The sequence below is a fragment of the Sandarakinorhabdus sp. genome, assembly GCF_040398665.1.
In the GTDB taxonomy this organism is placed as follows: Bacteria; Pseudomonadota; Alphaproteobacteria; order Sphingomonadales; family Sphingomonadaceae; genus Sandarakinorhabdus.
In genome coordinates, this window is record NZ_JBBATQ010000012.1 from 1 (window position 1) to 20,161 (window position 20,161).

Consider the following 20,161-nt stretch of genomic DNA (forward strand, 5'->3'; position numbering starts at 1 on the left):
GAACATATCCCAAAATCGAAAAAAAGCGTAACAAATTCAATGAAATTTGGCGGAGAGGGTGTCCGTCCAACGCATGACGGTAAATTGCCGCCATTTTTCCAGTTCCCCACATTTTTCCCCACACTTGCGGCTGGCACCCTTGAAATTGCCAGATCGGGAGGCGTGAATTTTCAACCGTGGATACGTGCGAAGTGGAGGGTAGACGGTTTCCGGTTTCGCCACCCGCATGGATTTCACGCCCCCCGGCCTCGCGCATGCGCCCGCGCGTGAAGCCCGACACAGGCCCGCTTGTCGTTGCCCAGCCGAAGCGCCCGTTTGATTTCGCTTGATTCTATTCAAACGCCGCGCCCGCCGGTTGGCCTTCACAACGCCCGCAACGCCTTGAAGCATGGCCCGGTTTCGAGCTGACTGGCCCCCATGCACTGGCCCCAACATTCAGGCATCGTCTGACATAGCGCGCGCCCGCGTTACCGCTACGGAAAACGCCCCGGCTGGCCTGTCATGCCCGGCCCGGCCCTGTCTATCTGCGTCTATTTTAGACACGCCCGATGCCTATTTCGCCCTCTTTTACGGTTCGCCGCCGCCGCGCTCCCCCAATAAATCCCCATACTTTATTGGCCACCCGCGCCGCTCTCCCGTTTGATTTCCGAATATTTATTCAACCCTTCGCCGCGCCTTCGCCCCGATATTCTCGCTCCAGCCGACACGCTTGCCGGTCAAGCGCCCGCCCGGCTCCCGGCGTGTCAGGCCCAGCGCCGCCGCCGTGGCCTCATCGGCCCCTTTCAGCAGATAGCCCAGCGCCGCAGCCAGATTGGCCTCATGCACGCCTTGTGCGACCACCAGCCGCCCGCCGATGCGCCGCGTGTTGACCGCGCCCGCGACATAAGCCGGCCCGTCAATCCGCCCGCGCCGCCGGTCTATGCGCCCGCCCGCCGCAAGCCGCGCCCAGCCCCGCAAACGTCGCATGAAGCCCGGCCCCGCCGCCGCTGGCACATGGGCCAGGATATGCACATGGGAGCCTTTGCTGGCGTCGCCGTCGTCATTCTCCCGCGCCCAGACACACGCGAACGGAAGGCCCCTCTCCGCCAGCGCCTCGCGCCACAGTTTCAACACGCGCCCGATAGCCGCCGCCGCCAGATCATCGCCCAAGCCCAGCGCGGCCCAATGCAGCGTCACCAGCCGATTTGGGGGCAATCCGATGCGCTCCGCATGCGCCGCCGCCGCCACCAGCCCGCGCGCCTGTTGCAGCGATATCGCCGCCGTCACCCGATTGCGGCTGTTACGCGCCCCACCCCACCGGCAACGCTCAGCGCACACCTTAGGTTCTACGTCTCTATTTGCACGAACCGTGCCAGCTTGCCCGCCGCCCGCGCTCTCCAAGGATGCACGCGCCCGGCTGGCCTTCGGAGCCGCCATTGCCGCGCCCCCTTCCGTAAGTTTCAAGATTGCCGCTCAAAGGAAAAGGGAGCGGCACAATCGCACCGCTCCCCCATCCCGGTTATGGCCTCAGGAGCCGTTTTCCGGCCCGCTCAGCGCGTCGCCAGCTTCATAGGCTTCGATGTTGCGGCGCAGATCGGATAGGCGTTCACGCGGGAACGTCGCGCCCTGCTTTGTCGGCTTCCATTGACCGTCTCTATCCAGCCACCACTTGCGCAGATTGGCGAAGGTGCGGCCATTGTGCTGCACCACCTCAAGCCGCCAAGTTTCGCCAGATCGGCCCGGCGTTTCAAAAATCAGCCCGGTCATTGGCCCGCCTCCAGCAAGGTGACAGGGCAGCACAACACGTATCGCGCGTGCCACCCCCCATCATGCTTTTCCCGCACTGTTTCGATTGCCAGCCCGTTATCCTTGCGGAGCCGGTGAACGTAGGCAGCTTTGCGAAACGCCCAGGAGTTGACCTCCAGCGCCGTCACGCCCGCCGGCCCGGCCTTCACCAGCGCCACCAGCGCGCGCGCCGTTTGCCCGGTCACGGTGAACAAGCCGAACGGCCCTTGCGCGCTCAGCACTGGCGCGCCGCGTGTCCGTCGCTTGCGCGGCTGGCCAGCGGCATTGGCAATTGCCGTGTCACCGCTTTGGGGATGGGAGATTGCCGCGTTCATGCTGCACCGCCCATGCCGATGATCTCGGCAATCTGGCGCGCCATGGTTGGCGAAACGTGGCACCGCGCCGCGATGATGCGCGTGGCATAGTCGCTTGAAGCGATGCCGGTGAAGGGGTAGGAAAGCGGCGCTGGAGTGCCAATTTCAGCGCAGACTTGGGCGGGAGCCGCACCACCGGCTCCCCCCATTTCGAGACCGCCCATCATGGCCGCGTCTCCCCGCCTAACGTCGGCAAGCCAGCCGCCCATGATGCCGCCTCACTCTTGGCGATGCGCGATGCGCGCCCGATCTTGTGGATGCGAAGCTTGCCCTGTTTGACCAGCCGGTAAAGGCTTGACCTCGGCAAACCGAAAAGACGGATGAACTCCGCCACCGTGTAGAAGCCTGCGATTGACTCGTGCATGGCCAATGGCCCTCAGCGGGTCATGCAGCCCGGCTGGATGCCGGGCGATGCCCAGCCGTCCAACTACCCCTCAATTTCCGGCGATGCACCAGCAAAGCCTTCAAGCCATTTCTCGAATTCGCTTGAATGTTGAACTTTCCAGCCGAAAGGCGGCAAGCCATATCCTTCAATTCGCTCGTTGGACGCTGTGTGGAATCGGCGGCGCTCCATCAATCGATTAGCGGTAGTGCGAACTGCCTTATAGGCGGTTTCATGGCTTATATTGAATTCATCACACGCCTTACCGAAGGCTGCTTTGCTCTGAACTCCTTCGCCCAATCGCTCCCACACAAATACCGCTATTTGCTCTGCATTAGCAAACTCAGCCTCCCATTGCGGCATAGATTTACGCTTGGAGCGCCTACCCTTCCGCACCAACTCTAATCGATATTCTGAAGATGGATTGTCTAGCGCGTGGGCAATTATTGACAATGCATCCACCACCTCAAATCCAACCATTAGGGCCGGATGCCGGATGCGATGCTGTTCAATCGCCCAATCCAAAGCTTGCGCAAGAGACTGTTCATTGAGTGCGGCTTCACACTTGCCAGCACTGTGGGCCATCGAATGAAAAAGTTCTAAACTCCAAGAAAGTTTTAAAGCATCGCGGGATTGGCGCTTTGTCACGCAGCCACCATCGGCACCACGTTGCCGCCAGCCGCCGCGCCGTCACAGTAACGCGCCCATGCTTCCATCATCACCCGCCGCCGCTCCAGCAGATCACCGCGCCTATATGCGGCCTCGGCCTTGTTAGCGATGGCATGGGCCAAAGCCGCCTCGCTCAATTCATTGGGGAAGCCGCCCACCTCTCCGGCCCAATCCTTGAAACTGGAGCGGAAGCCATGCGGCACCGCGTCTTGCCCCATGCGCTTCAACACCGCCGCCAGCGTGGCATCGCTAAGCGGCTTCTTGGGCGACAGGCCCGGAAACACCAGATCGGCATCATCGGTGCGCAGCGCCTTGGCCCGCTGGAAAGCCGCCAGCGCCGCGCTGGAGAGCGGCACCACATGCGCCCGCTTGCGCTTCATGCGCGCCGCCGGGATGCTCCACAGGCCCGCGTCCAAGTCCAGCTCACCCCATGTGGCCAGCCGGATTTCCCCGCTACGCGCCGCCGTCAAAATCAGCGCCTCCAGCGCAAGCGCGCCCATGCCCTCCCGGTTGCGCAGATCGGCCATGAAGCCCGGCATGTCGGCATAGGCCAGCGCCGTGAAATGCCCGGCCCCGGCGTCATTCTTGGGCAGCGCCTTGGCCAGCGCCCGCGTGGGAGCCTCAGCCTCGCGCCAGCCCTTGCCATAGGCCCAATCCAGCACCGCGCCGATGCGTTGCTTCACCCGCCGCGCCGTTTCCGGCTTCTCCAGCCAGATCGGCGTCAACACATCCAGGATATGCCCGCGCTCCACCTCATCAATCGCCACCGCGCCCATCTTGGGAAAGGCATAGGTGCGCAGCGTGGCAATCCATTGGTCGCGATGCTTGCCATTGCTCCAGCCCTTCAAGCGTTCCTTGTGCAGTTGCTCCGCCACCTTTTGGAACGTCGGCAGCCCAGCCGCCTTTTTGCGCTCCAGCACCGGGTCAATACCCGCCGCGAATTGTTCCCGGATGGCATCGCGCTTATCCCGCGCCGTGGCCAGCGGCACCTTATCGAGACTGCCCAGCCCAAAATCCCGCCGCTTGCCGCCGGCTTGCATGCGCACCAGCCAAGACGCGGCGAAGGCTTTGGGCTTTGGCTTGGCGTCTTCCCCCACACTGGCGCGGCTCTCCCGCACCTCCAAAAACAGCCCGCCGCCATCGGCATGCCGCCCCGGCGTCTTGCGCAGCGTTTCCAGTTGCGTCGGCTTCAACAGTTTCTCGGCCATGTCACCCGCTCCAGCCCCCACACCGTTCCCCACACTTTCCACCACGGCAGCGGTGCGATTGTGGGGAACGGCGTGGCATCATGGGGGAAGCATACGCCGGTTAGCCCCTAGGTGAAAAGGGCTTTTTGGGTCGATTGGGGATGTGCAGAAATGTGGCGCTGGCGGAGAGGGTGGGATTCGAACCCACGGTGAGCTTGCACCCACAACGGTTTTCGAGACCGTCCCGATCGACCACTCCGGCACCTCTCCGTGATGCGCCCGCAGGCTGGTCAGGGGGGCGCCTATAGCGGAGGGGGGCGGAGATGCCAAGCCTGTTCGGGTGGCCGATGGCTTGCGCGACATCTCTGCCCCTTCAACCCGTGCGCCGCGCCCCTATATTGTGCGGGATGCCGGATTGCGTTTGCCGGCATTTCCGTCCCTTATTGGATCCCTATGCTGCCAATGCCCGATTCCGACAGCCCCGCCGACACCGCCTCCTTCACCATCGGTGACGTGGTGCGCCACCGCGTGTTCCCATTCCGCGGCGTGATTTTCGATGTCGATCCCACGTTCAACAACACCGAGGAATGGTGGGAATCGATTCCGGAAGCCATCAGGCCGCACAAGAACCAGCCATTTTATCATCTGTTCGCCGAAAACGAGGAATCGACCTACGTCGCCTATGTCAGCCAGCAGAATCTGCTGCCGGATGCGGATGGCGATCCGGTGCATCATCCCGGCGTGACGCAGATGTTCTCCGGCCGGGTCGGCGGTCGTTACCAGATGCGCAGCCAGATCCGGAACTAGGCCGTGAACTCATAAATTCCATACCCCGTCATTGCCCGCAGAAGCGAAATGGCTAGGAGAGCGGCCGCTGGCGGGGCTTCGCCCCCCGGCAAGGCCGGTCGACGACGCCATTTCGCTTCTGCGGGCAACCCGAAGGGCGGCCCGGAGCGGCCCGGCCCCAGCGGCGGACGCCGCGTAAACGCGGCTGGGGCGCTCGCTTCGCTTGGACGGTGGCTCTGCCACCGCCACGGCGCTCACTCACTCGTGCCGGACCGCTCCGGGCCGTGCCGGGGCATGGAATTTATGAGTTCACGGCCTAGCGCGTCAGATGCGCTTGGCCACCGCGATCGCGGCGCGACAGCCAGCGCGGATCACGGCTTCCATGATCGGGAAGGCACCGCCGCCGGTGTGGGCGGTGGCGGCCTCGCGGTGCTCGACTTCGTCGGCGCGATAATCGTCGATCATCGCCCGCAGCGCCGGATCGCTGCCGTCCGCCAGTGCCACGGTTTGCTCGCCATAATGCTCGTCGATCACGGTTTCGACCGCTTCGGTGCAAGCCATCGCCGCCTTCGGCCCCAGCAGGGCCGTGCCGGCACCAAGGGCAAAGCCGGCCACGTGCCACAGTGGCCCAAAGATGGTCGGCCGCACGCCCCGGCGGACCATGATGCCGTTCATGCCATCCAGATGCCGCTGTTCCTGGCCCGCCATGTGGCGGATCTCGCCGGCCATGGCGTGGCGCCCGCCCATCACGGCCAATTGCCCGGCATAGATGCGCGCCGCGCCGGTTTCGCCGGCCTGATCCACGCGGATCATCGCGCGCGTATCGGGGCGGCGGTCACCGGGAAGGCGACGCTTCACGATCTGGGTTTCAACATCAGCCATGCGGCAACTCCGGCAAGCACGAGGGCGATCAGGAAATTCCATCCTGCCATGGAAATGCCGAACATCTGCCAGGGAATGGCGTCGCAGCGCACCAGTGGCTGCGCCAATATGTCGGCCATCATCGATTTCATGTCACCGGCCAACGGCGGCGCGGTGCAGCGGGTAAGCCCCTGCCACCATTTCTGTTCCACCCCGACATGAAACAGCGCGAGGCCGGCATTGCCGGCCATCGCCAGCAGGGCCAGCCAGCCCGACAGAAGCGCCGCCAGGCGCAAGATCGGCTGGCGCGCCTGCCACTGGCCAAGCAACAGCGCATCGAAGGCCAGAAACGCCGTCGCCAGCAACGCCCAGCGCTGCCACCAGCACATTTCACACGGCATCAGTCCGCCGATGATCTCGAAGCCCCAGGCCCCGGCCAGCAGCGCAGCACTGCCGGCCAGCAGGACGGCCGGCCCGGCAGAGGCCTTGAATCGCCCGGCCGCATCAGAAGGCATAGCGGACCACAACAAAGCCGCCGACGAACAGCACCGTCGCCGCCAACGCCAGCGTGTTGAAATACCGGTCGATCAGTTCCTGCGCCTTGGCGCCAAAGCGCCGCAGCACCAGCGCCACCAGGAAAAACCGGCCGCCGCGGCCCAGGATGGAGGCGGCGATCAGCACCGGGATGGACAGCGACACCGAACCGGCGGCGATGGTCGCCACCTTGTAAGGGATCGGCAGGAAGGCAAAGGCCAGCATCCACAGGAAGCCGTTGGCCTTGATGTCGGCGGCGAAGGACACGAACTTGTCCTGATAGCCGTAAAAATCCAGCAGCGGCACGCCGACCGTCTGGTACAGCACCGATCCAATGGCATAGCCGAGCAAGGCCCCTGCCACCGACGCCGCGGTGGACAGGCCGGCATAGCGCAGCGAGCGTTCCGGGCGCGCGATCGACATCGGGATCTGCATCACGTCGGGCGGCACCGGGAAGAAGCTGCTGTCGGCAAAGCTGATGCCCATCAACCAGCGTTCGGCGCCGGGGCCGGCGGCCTTGGCCAGGGTCCAGTCATACAGGCGACGCAACACAGGCAAGGCTTTCGTTGGACGGGGCCGGCGAACGCGCAACGCCGACCGTCATGCGCTTAGCGGCGAGTTGTGACACGCGCAATAATCTGGCCATGTTGCACCGATGCGCCGCGCAGCCTGTCGTGAATTCAGCGCGATCCGCCGCGTGCCGGGCCGGCACCGGCCACTTGCACGGCCGGTGCCGCCGGCGGTGCAAGTCGGCCGACCAGTTTCAGCGCATAATCCAACTGGTAATCCAGCACGCCCCTGGCCTTCAGCTCGTCGGATTTCACGACAAAGCGCGGGTCGGGGATGGCGTCCTGCTCCACCAACTTGTCGGTGGAATCCTTCAATTCGTTGATCAGATGCTTTTTCAGATCGGCTTCGCGGATCGGTTTGCGATCGGCGACGCGCGGGTCGGACAATTGCGGCACCTGGATATCGGGTTCGATGCCATTTTCCTGCACGCTGCGTCCTGACGGCGTGAAGTAGCGCGCCGTCGTCAGGCGCAGCGCCGTATCGCCGGACAGCGGATAGACGGTCTGCACGCTGCCCTTGCCGAAGCTGCGCTGCCCCAGCACCAGTGCACGGCGATGATCCTGCAGCGCGCCAGCGACGATTTCAGCCGCCGACGCCGTGCCTTCATCCACCAGCACCAGCACGGGTTTGCCATCGGTGACATCGCCCGGCTTGGCATAATGATGATCGACATCATTCTTGGCACGGCGGCGTTCGGACACGACCTCGCCGCCTTCCAGGAACACATCCGACACCTTGATCGCTTCATCCAGCAGGCCGCCGGGGTTGGAGCGCAGATCGATGACATAGCCGGCGACATCGCCGCCCAGCTTGGCCTTGATGCCGTCAACTGCGGCGCGGGTCGAATCGCCGGTCTTGCTGTTGAAGGTGGAAATGCGGATCAGGCCGACGCTCCCACGCGTTTCCCATTTCACCGGGCGGATCACCACGACCTCGCGGGTGAGGGTGAATTCCAGCGGCTTGGTCTCGCCCTGGCGCACCACGGTCAGCTTGATCTTGGTGCCGGCCAGCCCTCGCATCTTGTCCACGGCGTCGTTCAGCGAACCGCCATAGATCAGCTCGTCATCCAGGTGGGTGATGTAATCGCCGGCCTTCATGCCAGCGCGCGCGGCCGGCGTATCGTCGGTGGGCGTCACCACCTTCACTGCGCCGTCTTCGGAGGTGACGGTGAGGCCAAGGCCGGTATATTCGCCATCGGTGGTCTGTTTCAGATTGGCGTAATCCCGGCCATCGAGATAGGCCGAATGCGGATCGAGGCTGGCGAGCATGCCGGTGATGGCACCGCGGATCAGCGTCTTGTCGTCCACCTTGTCGACATAGATCACCCGCACGCGTTCGAACACGTCCATCAAGGCATCGAGTTCCTTGTAGGTATCGGTTTCGGCGGCGGCCTGCACCGCAGCATAGCCGGGCACCAGGATCAGGGCGGCCACCGGCAGGGCGATCTTCCAGCTATTGCTCAGGCTCATCGTGGGGATGACTCGGTTGAATGAAAGGCCAGAATAGCAGAAGCCGGGGCCAATGCCACTCCCTGCGGCCTTTCAGGCTCAGCCGCGATGATAGGGATGACCATCGAGGATGGACAGCGCGCGATACAATTGTTCGGCGAGCATGGCGCGCACCAGCATGTGCGGCCAGGTGGCGCGGCCAAAGCCGAGCAGCAGATCAGCCTGGCCACGCGTTGCCGCATCATGGCCATCGGCCGCCCCGATCAGGAAACGCACCTCGCGCGCACCATCATCGCGCCAGCGGCCCAGCAGCGCGGCCAGATCGGCCGAGGCCAGATCCTGGCCGCGTTCATCGAGCACCACGGTGCGGCCAGCGGTGAATGCAGGCCAGGCGGCCGTATCGCTGATTTCGCTGATCGCCAGCCGGCCCTTCAGCCGTACCGCATAGCGCTGCACCAGATCGGCCTCTGGCGATTGACCGATGCGGCCGCGCGCGATGATGTGCAGCTTCACTCAGCGCGGAGTGGCAATGACCGGGGCCGTGCCGGCGGCGGGCGCTGCGGGCGCATCATCGAGGCCCCACATGCGTTCCAGATTGTAGAACACCCGCACATCGGGGCGGAAGATATGGACAATGATGTCGCCACAATCGATCAGCACCCAATCGGCGGTCGGCAGGCCCTGCACGCGCGCGCTGCGGCCGAAATCGGCCTTCATCTTCTCGGCGATCTTCATGGCCATCGATGCCACCTGCCGGCCGCTGCGGCCGCTGGCGACGATCATGTAATCGGCGATGCTGGTCTTGCCGGCAAGCGGGATGGATACGGGGTCCACGGCCTGGTCATCGTCCAGGCTCTGCATGATCATGGCGTGGAGTTCGTCCACCCGGTCAGTCTTGGTCAAACGTGCATCCTTGTTGTATTGGCCCAATCGGGATCGTGGCGCCGAAGTGCAGTTGCCGATTCTGGCCGCAGCCCGGCATGAAGCCTGATTATCGCTGGCAGCGGCGCATCCGTCCAGCGCGAAGGCAGAATCGGCGACCAGCCGGCCCAACTGAGCGCTGGCGCGCCGATCAGTGTCACGCCTGGGCGCGGCGCCACCGCCAGCGGGATTTCACGCAGGAACTGCCGCCAACGCCGCCAGCGGTGCAGTTCGGCGACGATGTCGTCACCGGCCAGCCAGATGAAGCGATGCTGCGGGTAGCGGCGTTTGAGCGCGATCACCGTATCGACCGCATAACGCGTGCCGAGCACCGTCTCCAGCGCGGTAACGCGGATGCGCGGGTGCCGCGCTTCGCGCTGGGCGCGGGCGACGCGGCTACCGAGCGCTGCCATGGATTCCGGCGATTTCAACGGGTTCTGCGGCGAAACCAGCCACCAAACGGCATCCAGTTGCAATTGCTGCATCGCCACCAGGCTGATGTGGCGATGCGCGGCATGCGCCGGGTTGAAGCTGCCGCCCAACAGGCCGATGCGCGCCATCAGCGCCAATCCTCACGCGCGTGGCGGATGCGCAGGATTTCCACCGCCGGCCCGCGCAGCCGATAGATGATGAGATAGCCGAAGCGTGGCTCATTCAACTTGCGGCGGCCACCGGGGACGGGTGAGCCGATGCGTGGATATTCAATCAGCAATTCGGCCCGGCTTTCCAACGCATCGAGCACCGGCTCAGCGATACCGGGCTCAACGTCACCAAGCCAGGCATAGACCCGTCGCAGGTCCAGCCGGGCGGGGACAGACCATTTCAGGATCGGCACTTGGCCGCAAATTTCGCCTTCATGGCACGCAGTTCGGCCATGACCTCCTCGTGCGGCACGAAGATACCACGGTCGAGCTCGGCTTCTGCCTCAAGGATCGCCTGCCGCTCTGCCTCGGGCATGGCGTTCCATTCTGCGTCGGTAAGCGGGGTATCGGTCCAGCCATCATCGACCGCCGGTGGCCATGCCGCTGGTTCGGCAGCCTGAAGCGGAGAATTGGCGCGGCGAGCATCCATTCCGTTACCATACCCCATCACGCCCGCACTTGGCCAGTGCCGCGCACCAGCGTCTTGAAGATGGTCAATCCTTCCAGCGCGACCGGCCCGCGGGCGTGCAGGCGCCCGGTGGCGATGCCGATTTCCGCGCCAAAGCCGAATTCGCCGCCGTCGGCGAACTGGGTGGAGGCATTGTGCAGCACGATGGCGGCGTCGACCCGCGCAAGGAAGCGTTCGGCCACGGCTTCATCCTGGGCCATCACACATTCGGTGTGCTGGCTGCCGTGGGCGGCGATATGGGCGATGGCGCCGTCCACCCCGGCCACTTCGGCCACGCTGGCGATGGCATCGAGATATTCGGTATCCCAATCCTGCGCCACGGCCGGCACCACCCGCGCATCCAGCGCCTGCACGGCCGCATCGCCGCGCACTTCGCATGTCCCATCCAGCAGCGCCGCCACCAACTGCTGCTTCAACGCGGCCGGCGCGGCGGCATCGATCAGCAATGTTTCCATCGAACCACACACCGCCGTGCGGCGCAGCTTGCTGTTGACCACCACCGCCACCGCAGCATCGGGATCGGCGCTGGCATCGACATAGACATGATTGATGCCATCCAGATGCGCCAGCACCGGCACACGTGCATCGGCCTGCACCCGCGCCACCAGCCCCTTGCCGCCGCGCGGGATGATCACATCGATCAGGCCGTGCGCGGCGAGCATCTGGCCCACCAGCGCGCGATCACCGGCCGGCACCATCTGCACCGCCGCTGCCGGCAAGCCGGCATCACGCAATCCGGCGGCCATGCAATCGAGCAGCAGCGCGTTTGACCGCGCGGCCTCGCTGCCGCCGCGCAACAGGCAGGCATTGCCGGCCATCAGGCACAGCGCCGCGGCATCCGCCGTCACGCCAGGCCGGCTTTCATAGATGATGCCGATCACGCCCAAGGGCACCCGCACCCGGCTGAACTGCAAGCCGTTCGGCCGTTGCCAGCGCGCGATCACTTCACCGACCGGATCGGGCAGGCCGGCGACCGTATCGAGCCCGGCGGCGATGCCTTCGACGCGGAGCCCATCCAGCGCCAGCCGATCGACCAGCGCCGCCGACAGGCCGACGGCGGCGGCGACATCCGCGGCATTGGCCGCCAGCAATTCGGTGCCGCGTGCGCGGATGGCGGCAGCAGCGGTGCGGACTGCGCGCGCTTTCTGCGCGGTGGGCGCGGCCGCCAGCGCCGGCAGGGCCGCGCGCGCGGCGCGGGCGAGATCGTTGATCATGTTCATATCAGCACCAGATGATCGGCATGCACCAACGCGGCGCGCGGCGCGTAGCCAAGGACAGCAGCATGGGCTTCGTTGCGCAGGCCCATGATCGTGGCGGCATCATCGGCATCATAGCCGGCGAGACCGCGCGCCAGCAATTCGCCATCCGGGCCGATGATCGCCAACACATCGCCGCGCCGAAAGCGGCCATCAACCCCGCACACGCCCGCCGCCAGCAGCGACGCGCCGCGCCGCAGCGCGGCCGCCGCACCGGCATCGACCATGATCGTGCCGGCCACGGTGATGCGCCCGGCCAGCCAGGCCTTGCGGCCCTTCGCAGCGCGCGGCGGCAGGAACAGCGTGCCGCCGGCATTGTTGGCAAAATGCGTCAACGGCCGATCAATCCGTCCGTCGCAGATGGCGAGCGCGATACCGGCCGCACCGGCCATGCGCGCCGCCAGCAATTTCGCCGCCATGCCGCCTGATCCCATGCCCGACCGTGTCTCGCCGGTCGCCATCGCCATCACCTCTGGCGTCAACGCCTTCACCACCGGGATGCGCGTGGCGCTGGCATCGCTGGCGGGGTTGGCGGTGTAGAGGCCATCGACATCCGACAGCAGGATCACGCCGGTGGCACCGGCCGCCTGCGCCGCGCGCGCCGCCAGCCGATCATTGTCGCCAAAGCGGATTTCGGCGGTCGCGACCGTGTCATTTTCATTCAGTACCGGCACCGCGCCCAGATCGAGCAGGCGCGCGATGGTCGCCGCGACATTCAGGTAGCGCCGCCGATCCTCCAGATCGCCAAGGGTGAGCAGCACTTGCGCTGCCGTCATGCCCCGCGCCGCCAGCAATTGTTCCCAAACGCCGGCCAGCGCCACCTGGCCCACCGCGGCCGCCGCCTGCGCATCCTCCAGGCTGGCCCGGCCGCCGCGCTCCAGCCCCAGCCGCCGCGCGCCCAGCGCGATGGCGCCTGAGGAAACAAGGACGATCTGCTGGCCCTGGCTGCGACGCTCGGCAATATCGGCGACGACGCCGGCCAACCAGTCGCTGCGCACCGCGCCGGCGCTATCGACCAGCAGCGCCGAACCGATCTTCACCACCAATCGCGGGCATAGGGCGGGATCGAAGGCGGCGGCAGGCGTCATGCAGACTCCCCTCTCCGATATTCCCCGGCCCTGCTGGTGCAGGCCAGCATCCAGCGCGCCGCCAGGCCCTGCTGTGCCGACACGGGCACGCGCCCCATAGGGGATGCTGGCCTGCGCCAGCGTGACTGGGTGCGTGTCGTGAGGGCGCGCGCCCCACATCCGGCCGTTACAGCGGTGACCACGGCCGATCTCCGCCCGTCGTGCGCGTCGCCTGCGATCGGCCGGCGATCTCCATCAACTTGTCCAGCACCGCATCCACGCCTTGGCGCGTCACCGCGCTCATGCAGAACACCGGCGCGCCGCTGGCCTGTTCCAGCGCGCGCTTCTTGGCGGCCAGCGCCTGGGGGCTGACCAGATCGATCTTGGACAGCGCCAAGATCTCCGGCTTGCGATCGAGGCCGCCGCCATAGGCGCCGAGTTCCTCGCGCACGGTTTGCCACTGCGCCACCGGGCCGGGCAGGCTGGCATCCACGATATGCAGCAGCACGCGGCAGCGTTCGATATGGCCGAGGAACCGATCACCGATGCCGACGCCATCGGCAGCGCCGGCGATCAGCCCCGGAATATCGGCCATCACCAGTTCCTGCCCCTTGTGGGCCACGACCCCAAGCTGCGGTTTCAGCGTGGTGAAGGCATAGTTGCCGACCTTGGCCTTGGTGTTGGAAATCGCGTTGATCAGGCTGGATTTGCCGACATTGGGCTGCCCGACCAGACCGACATCGGCGAGCAGCTTCAACCGCAGCCAGATCCACATGTCGCGGCCCGGGAAGCCCGGCTGGAACTGGCGCGGCGCGCGGTTGGTGCTGGTCTTGTAATGATCATTGCCTTTGCCGCCGTCACCGCCCTTCAGCAGGATGGCACGCTGGCCTGCGCTGGTCATGTCGACGATCAGGGTGCGTTCCTCATCGTCGGCCAGGATCTGCGTGCCCACCGGCACCTTGATCAGCAGATCGCCGCCGCCGGCACCGGTGCGGTTGCGGCCCATGCCATGTTCGCCGCGCTTGGCCTTGAAATGCTGCGAATAACGGAAATCGATCAGCGTGTTGAGGCCATCGACACATTCGAAGATGATGTCGCCGCCCTTGCCGCCATCGCCGCCATCGGGGCCGCCATATTCGACGAACTTCTCGCGGCGGAACGACACCGCACCGTCGCCACCGGCGCCGGATGCGAGGAAGATCTTGGCCTGATCGAGAAACTGCATTTTGCGGGAATTTCCAAAACAAAAGGGGAGCCGGTCGCCCAGCTCCCCTTTGTCAAATCAGCGGGATGCCGGGCTTATTCAGCCGCGAGCGGTTCCGCCACCGGATTGACCGACACATATTTGCGGCCAAGCTTGCCGGTGTGGAATTCCACGGTGCCGGTGCTCAGTGCATAGAGTGTGTGATCCTTGCCGACGCCGACATTGCGGCCGGCATGGGTGGGGGTACCGCGCTGGCGGATGATGATGGTGCCGGCGTTGACCGCCTGGCCGCCGAAGCGCTTCACGCCAAGGCGCTTGCTTTCCGAATCACGGCCGTTCCTGGACGAGCCGCCTGCTTTCTTGTGAGCCATGGGTTAATGTCCTTACGCGACCGACGTGATCTTCAGCACCGTCAGCTGCTGACGATGACCGTTCTTGCGGCGATAATTGTGGCGACGCTTCTTCTTGAAGATGATCACCTTGTCACCCTTCGTCTGGGCGACGATTTCGGCGGTGACGTTGCCGCCCATGGTGAGCGCGGCACCTTCGCCGGTCATCAGGGTTTCGAGATTGACGGCAGCGCCGGCATCCCCATCGATTTTCTCGACGATGATCTTGTCACCGTCGGCGACCCGGTATTGCTTGCCGCCGGTGCGCACCACTGCGAACATCACTTCAACCTTAGATATATGGTTCAAAACGGAACATGCGGCCAGAATCGGGAGACCCCGGCGCATGCGAAGGCGGGCAGGTAATGGATGGCCTGAGGCTTGTCAACGCGGTTGCCACAAACCGCAGGGGGTTTGTGCATGATGGACGCGCCCCGCGCTTCCCCCTTTTGCCGCCGGGCGGCTTGATGCAGAAGCGCTCGGTGACCCGTCGCCGCATCCTGCTCATCATCATCGCTGCCCTGGCCGGCGGATCGCTGGCGCTGGGCCTGTATGATCCCGATATCGATGCGCCGGCCGCCGCGGCACGCGCCGATCGGCTGGCACGCGAATATCATCGGCGATCCGGCCTGCCGAGCAGCGAGTTTGCAGTGCGCGAAGGCCGGCAATGGGCCGATGGCTGGGAATTTCGCTGGCGCTTCAAGGCATGCCCGGAACTGGCCTCCCTGCGCATCTGGATCAGCCGCAACGGTCGCAAGGCGAGCTATGCCGAATTTCCCGATTGCGCGCCGGCCACCGGCATCGGCGGCCCTGCGCGCACGGTTTGATCGTGAAAAGGGCCGGCCCGCTGTGCGCAGGCCGGCCCATCATGTCGCTGCCGCTGTGATCAGACCGTACCGATCGCGTGCTGCGCAATCATGCAATAGAGCATGGGGAACGACAGCAGGAAGTTGGTGCGCGAGAAGATCATCGCCGTGGTGCCGGCCTTGGCCTTCTGCTCCGGCGTGCCATCCACGATGCCCAGCGCGATCTTCTGATTCGGCCAGATCAGGAACCACACGTTGAAGGCCATGATCAGGCCCAGCCACATGCCCAGGCCGATCACGCGCTGCCCTTCGGCAAAGGTGAGCGCATCCACCAGATTCGCGCCGGACAGGCCGATGCCGGCCAGCACGGTGAGCAGCGAGCCGTGGCGGAAATAGAGCAACGCCTTGGGAGCGATATACTTGGTCACGCCAGGCTTGAGTTCGGCCGGCACGGTCGGCATCGTCGGGATCTGCACGAAATTGAAATAATAGAGGAGGCCGATCCACAGGATGCCGGCCCAGACGTGGATCACCCGCAGGAAGCCCAACACCCAACCGCCCGGATCGGCTGCGATCAGCCCGCCATGAAAGGCCATGATGACGCCGACCATGGCCAGAAGGCCGATGAGCAGCGCGTTGGACAGTTTGCCGAGAATTGCAGCCATGATTGATGCCCCGAAAGTTGTTTCCGCTGCCGCCTATAGGCAACGGAAACGCGCTTGTTAAGGGCGGCGATGGCTGGATCGGTCAGGCAAATGCCCGCCACGGCCCGCCACGATGACGACGCATCGCCGCACCCACCAGGCCGAACCCGACGATCAGCATCGCCCAACTCGCCGGTTCCGGGATGGCGCCGGTGAACGACACCTGCTTGCCGGACACGCCGAACTTCACGAATTCGTCGATGTTGCCGATGTTGGTCGCGCCGTTGAAAAACGTGATATTGTTGATCTGGGCATTCACCTTGCCCGACAGCGTCCAATCGAAATCCCAGAAATCGCCATTGGTCACCAGCCATTGCGAGGCAAAGCCGGGGCCGACCTCGTTGAAATTGGCATTGACCAGGTTGGTGGTCGACGTGACGGTCTGGGATGCGATGGTGTGGCCATAGGTGGAAACGCCCGTCGCGACAAAGGCGACATCAGACAGGCTGACCACCGGATTGTAGGTGGCATTGGGGTTGGGCCGGATCCGGCTCGATACCTCCAGATGCAAGGCGTTCATCGGCAATTGGCCGGGGCTGAGCAAGGTGCCCACCGTCTGCCCGGTTGCCGCGGCGGCCTGCAACTGCGCAGCGGCCACGGTGGGTGTTGGCGTCAATTCTGGCGAAAAACTGCCCCACGCCGCCGAACGCACCACATTGGACGGGCTGGTCAGGCTGAACACGATGCCCTGCCCGGCAATATTGCGCAGGCTGAAGTCGAAGGTGACGTTGTGCAAGGAGGCCAGATTGCCGACATTCGTACTGATGGTGTTGAAGCCCTGCGTGCCGCCGCCCGAATCCAGCGAAAGGTCGAAATTGGTCGGCGACACGCGATATTTCGCCCCCATCACCAGATTGCCGATGCTGGTGACCTGGAAGCTGGGCTTGTTGACAGCAACGGCGACCGCCGCGGCCTGATCGACCCCAGCCAGTCCCACGAGCATCGGCACGAGAAGAATCTGAACGGCACGCATGTCGATCGCACTCCAAGAACGTTAATTTAGAGTTAATTGCAGCTTTCGTTAGCCTATTCGATAGGCTTTGTTAAGCGGAAAAACATCCTTGTGCCGATGCTGGCGCGGCGCACGACAGGATGCTTGCTGCATGGCCACCGCTGGCGTATAGGCGGCCTTGTTCCTGCATGGCTGATGGTTTGCAGGCTGCGCGGCCCCGCTGCGCGGCGCCAGACCGCTTTCCCTGCCAAGACCACCAACCGGAGACGCCAGATTTTGTCCCAGACCGATCTTGATGCCCGCCTGTCCAGCATCATCGCGCCCGTGGTGGCAGCGATGGGCCTGGAACTGGTGCGCATCCAGCTTTCGGGCCAGCCGGGCGCGCTGACGCTGCAGGTGATGGCCGAAGACAAGGCGACCGGCCAGTTGACGCTCGATCAATGTGCCGCGCTGTCCCGTGCGCTCGATCTGCCGCTGGAAGAATCCGATCCGATTCCGTCCGAATATGCGCTGGAAGTCTCCTCCCCTGGCATCGACCGGCCGCTGACCCGCGCCATCGACTGGCAGAACTGGATCGGCCACGAAGCCCGCATGAAGCTGGAGCCGATGGTGGACGGCCGCGCCCGTGCCCACGGCGACATCACCGCGCTGGACGGCGACGACGTGCTGATCACCGGCAAGACCGGGCAGCAGTTGCGCCTGCCCATGGCCAATATCCGCGCGGCCAAGCTGGTGCTGACCGACCGGCTGATTGCCGCCACCCGCCCGCTGGACACCACCGGCGCCGACGAAATCATCGAAAGCGGTGCTGCCGCCGACAATGACAACGAAACCCCCGACCACGATCTTTCGGAGGACTGAAATGGCCCTTGCCCCCAACCCCAACAATGCTCATGCCACATCCCTGACGGCCAATCGCGCCGAACTGCTCGCCATTGCCGATGCGGTGGCGCGGGAGAAGAGCATCGACCGCGGCATCGTGATCGAAGCCATGGAGGACGCCATCCAGCGCGCCGCCCGCGCGCGCTATGGTGCCGAAAACGACATTCGCGCCAAGATCGACCCGAAATCCGGCGAAACCCGGCTGTGGCGCGTGCTGGAAGTGGTTGAGGAACCCGAAGATTTCTTCAAGCAGGTCAGCCTGAAGGACGCGCTGAAGAAAGACAAGTCGGCCGAAATCGGCAGCTATGTCGTCGATCCGCTGCCGCCGGTGGAATTCGGCCGCATCGCCGCCCAGGGCGCCAAGCAGGTGATCGTGCAGAAGGTGCGCGATGCCGAGCGCGACCGCCAGTATGAAGAGTTCAAGGACCGCCAGGGCGAGATCATCACCGGCGTCGTCAAGCGCGCCGAATTCGGCCATGTCGTCGTCGATCTGGGCAAGGCCGAAGGCGTGATCCGCCGCGACCAGCAGATCCCGCGCGAAGTGCTGAAGCCCGGTGACCGGGTGCGCAGCCTGATCGCCAGTGTGCGCCGCGAACCGCGCGGCCCGCAGATTTTCCTGTCCCGCGCGCACGGCGATTTCATGAAGAAGCTGTTCGCCCAGGAAGTGCCGGAAATCTATGACGGCATCATCGAGATCAAGGCCGTCGCCCGCGATCCGGGCAGCCGCGCCAAGATCGGCGTGATCAGCCGCGACAGCAGCATCGATCCGGTTGGCGCCTGCGTCGGCATGAAGGGCAGCCGCGTGCAGGCCGTGGTGCAGGAATTGCAGGGCGAAAAGATCGACATCATCCCCTGGTCAGCCGATACCGCCACCTTCGTCGTCAACGCACTGCAGCCGGCCGAAGTCGCCAAGGTCGTGCTGGACGAAGAAGACAATCGCATCGATGTGGTGGTGCCCGACGATCAGTTGAGCCTGGCCATCGGCCGTCGCGGCCAGAATGTCCGTCTGGCCAGCGCGCTGACCGGCAAGCAGATCGACATCATGACCGAAGCCGATGAAAGCGAGCGCCGGCAGAAGGAATTCGTCGAGAAGTCCGAACTGTTCCAGACCGAACTGGACGTCGATGAGACGTTGGCGCAGCTGCTGGTCGCCGAAGGCTTCTCCGAGCTGGAAGAAGTTGCTTATGTCGATCTCGCCGAAATCGCCGGCATCGAAGGCTTTGACGAGGATCTGGGCACCGAATTGCAGAATCGCGCCATCGAAGCGCTGGAACGCCGCGAAGCCACCGCCCGTGAAGAACGCCGCGGGCTGGGCGTCGAGGATGATGTTGCCGCCATCGAAGGGCTGACCGAGGCCATGCTGGTGGTGCTGGGCAAGAAGAATATCCGCACCCTCGATGATCTGGGCGACCTGGCCTCTGATGAACTGGTCGGCCGCAGCGGCATCCTCAAGGAATTCGGCCTGTCCGAAGATGATGGCAACCGCATCATCATGGCCGCGCGGGCACACTGGTTTGCTGATGAGGAGGACGCATCAGCGGATGGAAGCCAATGATCGCCTGACGCCGGAACCGCCGGCTGCCGATGAAGCGCACCGCAAAGGGAGCAGCGAACGCCGCTGCATCCTGACCGGCGAAGCTGCGCCGCGCGCGCACCTGATCCGGCTGGCGCTGGGGCCCGATGGCCAGGTCGCCGCCGACTGGTCGGAACGGCTGCCGGGCCGTGGTGCCTGGATCAGCGCGGATCGCAGCCTGTTCGACAGCGTGGCGGCGCGCGGCCGCCTGCGCGGGGCGTTGGCGCGCGCGTTCAAGGCCAACAGCTTCACATTCCCCGACGATCTGGGGCTGCGCATCGAAGTCAGCCTGCGGCAACGCCTGCTGGCGCGGCTGGGGCTGGAAAAGCGTGCCGGCAACCTGATCATCGGCGAGGAACGGGTGCGCGAGGCGCTGCGCGCCGGCAAGGTGTGGCTGGTGCTGCACGCTGGCGATGCCCGCCCCGATGGGGCCGACCGGCTGGATGGCATGGCGCGGGCGGTGGGCGAATCACTGGGCGTCGATATCGCCCAACGCCGCTTGCCGATCCCCCGCGACGCCTTGTCGGCAGCGCTGGGCCGCGACAATGCGGTGCATGCCGCGCTCACCGACCCGGCGGCGGCAGCGCGGGTGCTGGCTGATATCGATCGCTGGGCGGGCTTTGCCCAGCCCGAACGCGATACCGGAACCGAAACAGAGACTGAGTTTGAACAGACGGGCGGCGCAACAGAGGTTGCGGCAGACGCCCTTGAGAGGCATTAGG

Annotated in this window: 29 protein-coding genes and 1 tRNA gene; 5 read left to right on the forward strand and 25 right to left on the reverse strand. The window is 65.0% G+C overall.

The window, feature by feature from the left end; translation table 11 throughout:
* The 9 genes from ABWP22_RS13505 to ABWP22_RS13545 form a co-directional block, all read right to left on the reverse strand.
* On the reverse strand, positions 1–256 hold a 256-nt coding region (locus tag ABWP22_RS13505), incomplete at its 3' end, for a hypothetical protein (RefSeq protein ID WP_353200506.1).
* A gap of 398 nt (positions 257–654) precedes the next feature.
* A complete protein-coding gene (locus tag ABWP22_RS13510; RefSeq protein ID WP_353200507.1) occupies positions 655–1,266 on the reverse strand; it encodes a hypothetical protein in 612 nt (203 codons plus the stop codon).
* 240 nt (positions 1,267–1,506) lie between these two features.
* Positions 1,507–1,746: a transcriptional coactivator p15/PC4 family protein gene (locus ABWP22_RS13515; protein WP_353200508.1), complete on the reverse strand. Its 240-nt coding sequence runs from the start codon at positions 1,744–1,746 to the stop codon at positions 1,507–1,509.
* Positions 1,743–2,099: a winged helix domain-containing protein gene (locus ABWP22_RS13520; protein WP_353200509.1), complete on the reverse strand. Its 357-nt coding sequence runs from the start codon at positions 2,097–2,099 to the stop codon at positions 1,743–1,745. Before ABWP22_RS13520 ends, ABWP22_RS13515 begins: the two co-directional genes overlap by 4 nt.
* Positions 2,096–2,305, reverse strand: a complete 210-nt coding sequence (locus ABWP22_RS13525; RefSeq protein WP_353200510.1) for a hypothetical protein — start codon at positions 2,303–2,305, stop codon at positions 2,096–2,098. Before ABWP22_RS13525 ends, ABWP22_RS13520 begins: the two co-directional genes overlap by 4 nt.
* Positions 2,302–2,502, reverse strand: coding sequence for a helix-turn-helix domain-containing protein (locus tag ABWP22_RS13530; protein WP_353200511.1), 201 nt, complete (start codon positions 2,500–2,502; stop codon positions 2,302–2,304). The genes ABWP22_RS13525 and ABWP22_RS13530 overlap by 4 nt, the downstream gene beginning before the upstream one ends.
* Before the next feature lie 63 nt (positions 2,503–2,565).
* On the reverse strand, positions 2,566–3,168 hold the full coding sequence (locus ABWP22_RS13535) for a hypothetical protein (RefSeq protein ID WP_353200512.1): 603 nt from the start codon (positions 3,166–3,168) through the stop codon (positions 2,566–2,568).
* A complete protein-coding gene (locus ABWP22_RS13540; RefSeq protein ID WP_353200513.1) occupies positions 3,165–4,397 on the reverse strand; it encodes a tyrosine-type recombinase/integrase in 1,233 nt (410 codons plus the stop codon). Before ABWP22_RS13540 ends, ABWP22_RS13535 begins: the two co-directional genes overlap by 4 nt.
* Before the next feature lie 159 nt (positions 4,398–4,556).
* Positions 4,557–4,646, reverse strand: a tRNA-Ser gene (locus ABWP22_RS13545).
* A gap of 192 nt (positions 4,647–4,838) precedes the next feature.
* Between ABWP22_RS13545 and hspQ the strand changes: the two genes are divergently transcribed.
* Positions 4,839–5,183, forward strand: coding sequence for a heat shock protein HspQ (gene hspQ / locus ABWP22_RS13550; protein ID WP_353200514.1), 345 nt, complete (start codon positions 4,839–4,841; stop codon positions 5,181–5,183).
* Between the two features lie 303 nt (positions 5,184–5,486).
* On the opposite strand, the gene ABWP22_RS13555 is transcribed toward hspQ, so the two are convergent.
* The 14 genes from ABWP22_RS13555 to rplU all read right to left on the reverse strand — a co-directional run bounded on the left by ABWP22_RS13555 (position 5,487) and on the right by rplU (position 14,804).
* On the reverse strand, positions 5,487–6,044 hold the full coding sequence (locus tag ABWP22_RS13555) for a demethoxyubiquinone hydroxylase family protein (RefSeq protein ID WP_353200515.1): 558 nt from the start codon (positions 6,042–6,044) through the stop codon (positions 5,487–5,489).
* Positions 6,017–6,538, reverse strand: coding sequence for a disulfide bond formation protein B (locus ABWP22_RS13560; protein WP_353200516.1), 522 nt, complete (start codon positions 6,536–6,538; stop codon positions 6,017–6,019). The genes ABWP22_RS13555 and ABWP22_RS13560 overlap by 28 nt, the downstream gene beginning before the upstream one ends.
* Positions 6,528–7,109 carry a YqaA family protein gene (locus tag ABWP22_RS13565; protein ID WP_353200617.1) on the reverse strand — a complete coding sequence of 194 codons (582 nt, stop codon included), beginning with the start codon at positions 7,107–7,109 and terminating at the stop codon, positions 6,528–6,530. The genes ABWP22_RS13560 and ABWP22_RS13565 overlap by 11 nt, the downstream gene beginning before the upstream one ends.
* A gap of 128 nt (positions 7,110–7,237) precedes the next feature.
* On the reverse strand, positions 7,238–8,596 hold the full coding sequence (locus tag ABWP22_RS13570) for a S41 family peptidase (protein WP_353200517.1): 1,359 nt from the start codon (positions 8,594–8,596) through the stop codon (positions 7,238–7,240).
* Positions 8,597–8,674: 78 nt separating this feature from the next.
* Positions 8,675–9,088, reverse strand: coding sequence for a 23S rRNA (pseudouridine(1915)-N(3))-methyltransferase RlmH (locus ABWP22_RS13575; RefSeq protein ID WP_353200518.1), 414 nt, complete (start codon positions 9,086–9,088; stop codon positions 8,675–8,677).
* Positions 9,089–9,478, reverse strand: a complete 390-nt coding sequence (gene rsfS, locus ABWP22_RS13580) for a ribosome silencing factor (RefSeq protein WP_502951131.1) — start codon at positions 9,476–9,478, stop codon at positions 9,089–9,091.
* Positions 9,475–10,056 carry a nicotinate-nucleotide adenylyltransferase gene (locus ABWP22_RS13585; protein WP_353200519.1) on the reverse strand — a complete coding sequence of 194 codons (582 nt, stop codon included), beginning with the start codon at positions 10,054–10,056 and terminating at the stop codon, positions 9,475–9,477. The genes rsfS and ABWP22_RS13585 overlap by 4 nt, the downstream gene beginning before the upstream one ends.
* Positions 10,056–10,331, reverse strand: a complete 276-nt coding sequence (locus tag ABWP22_RS13590; RefSeq protein ID WP_353200520.1) for a type II toxin-antitoxin system RelE/ParE family toxin — start codon at positions 10,329–10,331, stop codon at positions 10,056–10,058. The genes ABWP22_RS13585 and ABWP22_RS13590 overlap by 1 nt, the downstream gene beginning before the upstream one ends.
* Positions 10,319–10,567 carry a hypothetical protein gene (locus ABWP22_RS13595; protein WP_353200521.1) on the reverse strand — a complete coding sequence of 83 codons (249 nt, stop codon included), beginning with the start codon at positions 10,565–10,567 and terminating at the stop codon, positions 10,319–10,321. The genes ABWP22_RS13590 and ABWP22_RS13595 overlap by 13 nt, the downstream gene beginning before the upstream one ends.
* Positions 10,568–10,584: 17 nt before the next feature.
* Positions 10,585–11,820: a glutamate-5-semialdehyde dehydrogenase gene (locus tag ABWP22_RS13600; protein ID WP_353200522.1), complete on the reverse strand. Its 1,236-nt coding sequence runs from the start codon at positions 11,818–11,820 to the stop codon at positions 10,585–10,587.
* A gap of 2 nt (positions 11,821–11,822) precedes the next feature.
* Positions 11,823–12,950 carry a glutamate 5-kinase gene (proB, locus tag ABWP22_RS13605; RefSeq protein ID WP_353200523.1) on the reverse strand — a complete coding sequence of 376 codons (1,128 nt, stop codon included), beginning with the start codon at positions 12,948–12,950 and terminating at the stop codon, positions 11,823–11,825.
* Between the two features lie 166 nt (positions 12,951–13,116).
* Entirely contained in the window at positions 13,117–14,154 is a 1,038-nt protein-coding gene (obgE, locus tag ABWP22_RS13610) for a GTPase ObgE (protein ID WP_353200524.1), read from the reverse strand.
* 74 nt (positions 14,155–14,228) lie between these two features.
* Positions 14,229–14,504 carry a 50S ribosomal protein L27 gene (rpmA, locus tag ABWP22_RS13615; protein WP_353200525.1) on the reverse strand — a complete coding sequence of 92 codons (276 nt, stop codon included), beginning with the start codon at positions 14,502–14,504 and terminating at the stop codon, positions 14,229–14,231.
* Between the two features lie 12 nt (positions 14,505–14,516).
* Positions 14,517–14,804, reverse strand: coding sequence for a 50S ribosomal protein L21 (rplU, locus tag ABWP22_RS13620; protein WP_353200526.1), 288 nt, complete (start codon positions 14,802–14,804; stop codon positions 14,517–14,519).
* A 185-nt stretch (positions 14,805–14,989) separates the two neighbouring features.
* On the opposite strand from rplU, the gene ABWP22_RS13625 reads away from it, so the two are divergent.
* The gene (locus tag ABWP22_RS13625; protein ID WP_353200527.1) at positions 14,990–15,349 is read left to right on the forward strand and encodes a hypothetical protein; all 360 of its coding nucleotides are present in this window, start codon (positions 14,990–14,992) and stop codon (positions 15,347–15,349) included.
* A gap of 59 nt (positions 15,350–15,408) precedes the next feature.
* Here ABWP22_RS13625 and ABWP22_RS13630 read toward each other — a convergent pair whose 3' ends face one another.
* Entirely contained in the window at positions 15,409–15,993 is a 585-nt protein-coding gene (locus ABWP22_RS13630) for a urate hydroxylase PuuD (RefSeq protein ID WP_353200528.1), read from the reverse strand.
* 82 nt (positions 15,994–16,075) lie between these two features.
* Complete coding sequence (locus tag ABWP22_RS13635; RefSeq protein WP_353200529.1) at positions 16,076–16,975, reverse strand: PEPxxWA-CTERM sorting domain-containing protein; 900 nt, start codon at positions 16,973–16,975, stop codon at positions 16,076–16,078.
* A gap of 285 nt (positions 16,976–17,260) precedes the next feature.
* Between ABWP22_RS13635 and ABWP22_RS13640 the strand changes: the two genes are divergently transcribed.
* From ABWP22_RS13640 to ABWP22_RS13650, 3 genes are read left to right on the forward strand one after another with little or no spacing between them, the layout of a single operon-like run.
* Positions 17,261–17,845, forward strand: coding sequence for an LSm family protein (locus ABWP22_RS13640; protein WP_353200530.1), 585 nt, complete (start codon positions 17,261–17,263; stop codon positions 17,843–17,845).
* Position 17,846: 1 nt separating this feature from the next.
* On the forward strand, positions 17,847–19,421 hold the full coding sequence (nusA, locus tag ABWP22_RS13645) for a transcription termination factor NusA (protein WP_353200531.1): 1,575 nt from the start codon (positions 17,847–17,849) through the stop codon (positions 19,419–19,421).
* On the forward strand, positions 19,408–20,160 hold the full coding sequence (locus tag ABWP22_RS13650) for a DUF448 domain-containing protein (RefSeq protein ID WP_353200532.1): 753 nt from the start codon (positions 19,408–19,410) through the stop codon (positions 20,158–20,160). Before nusA ends, ABWP22_RS13650 begins: the two co-directional genes overlap by 14 nt.
* The last annotated feature ends 1 nt before the right edge of the window (position 20,161 follow it).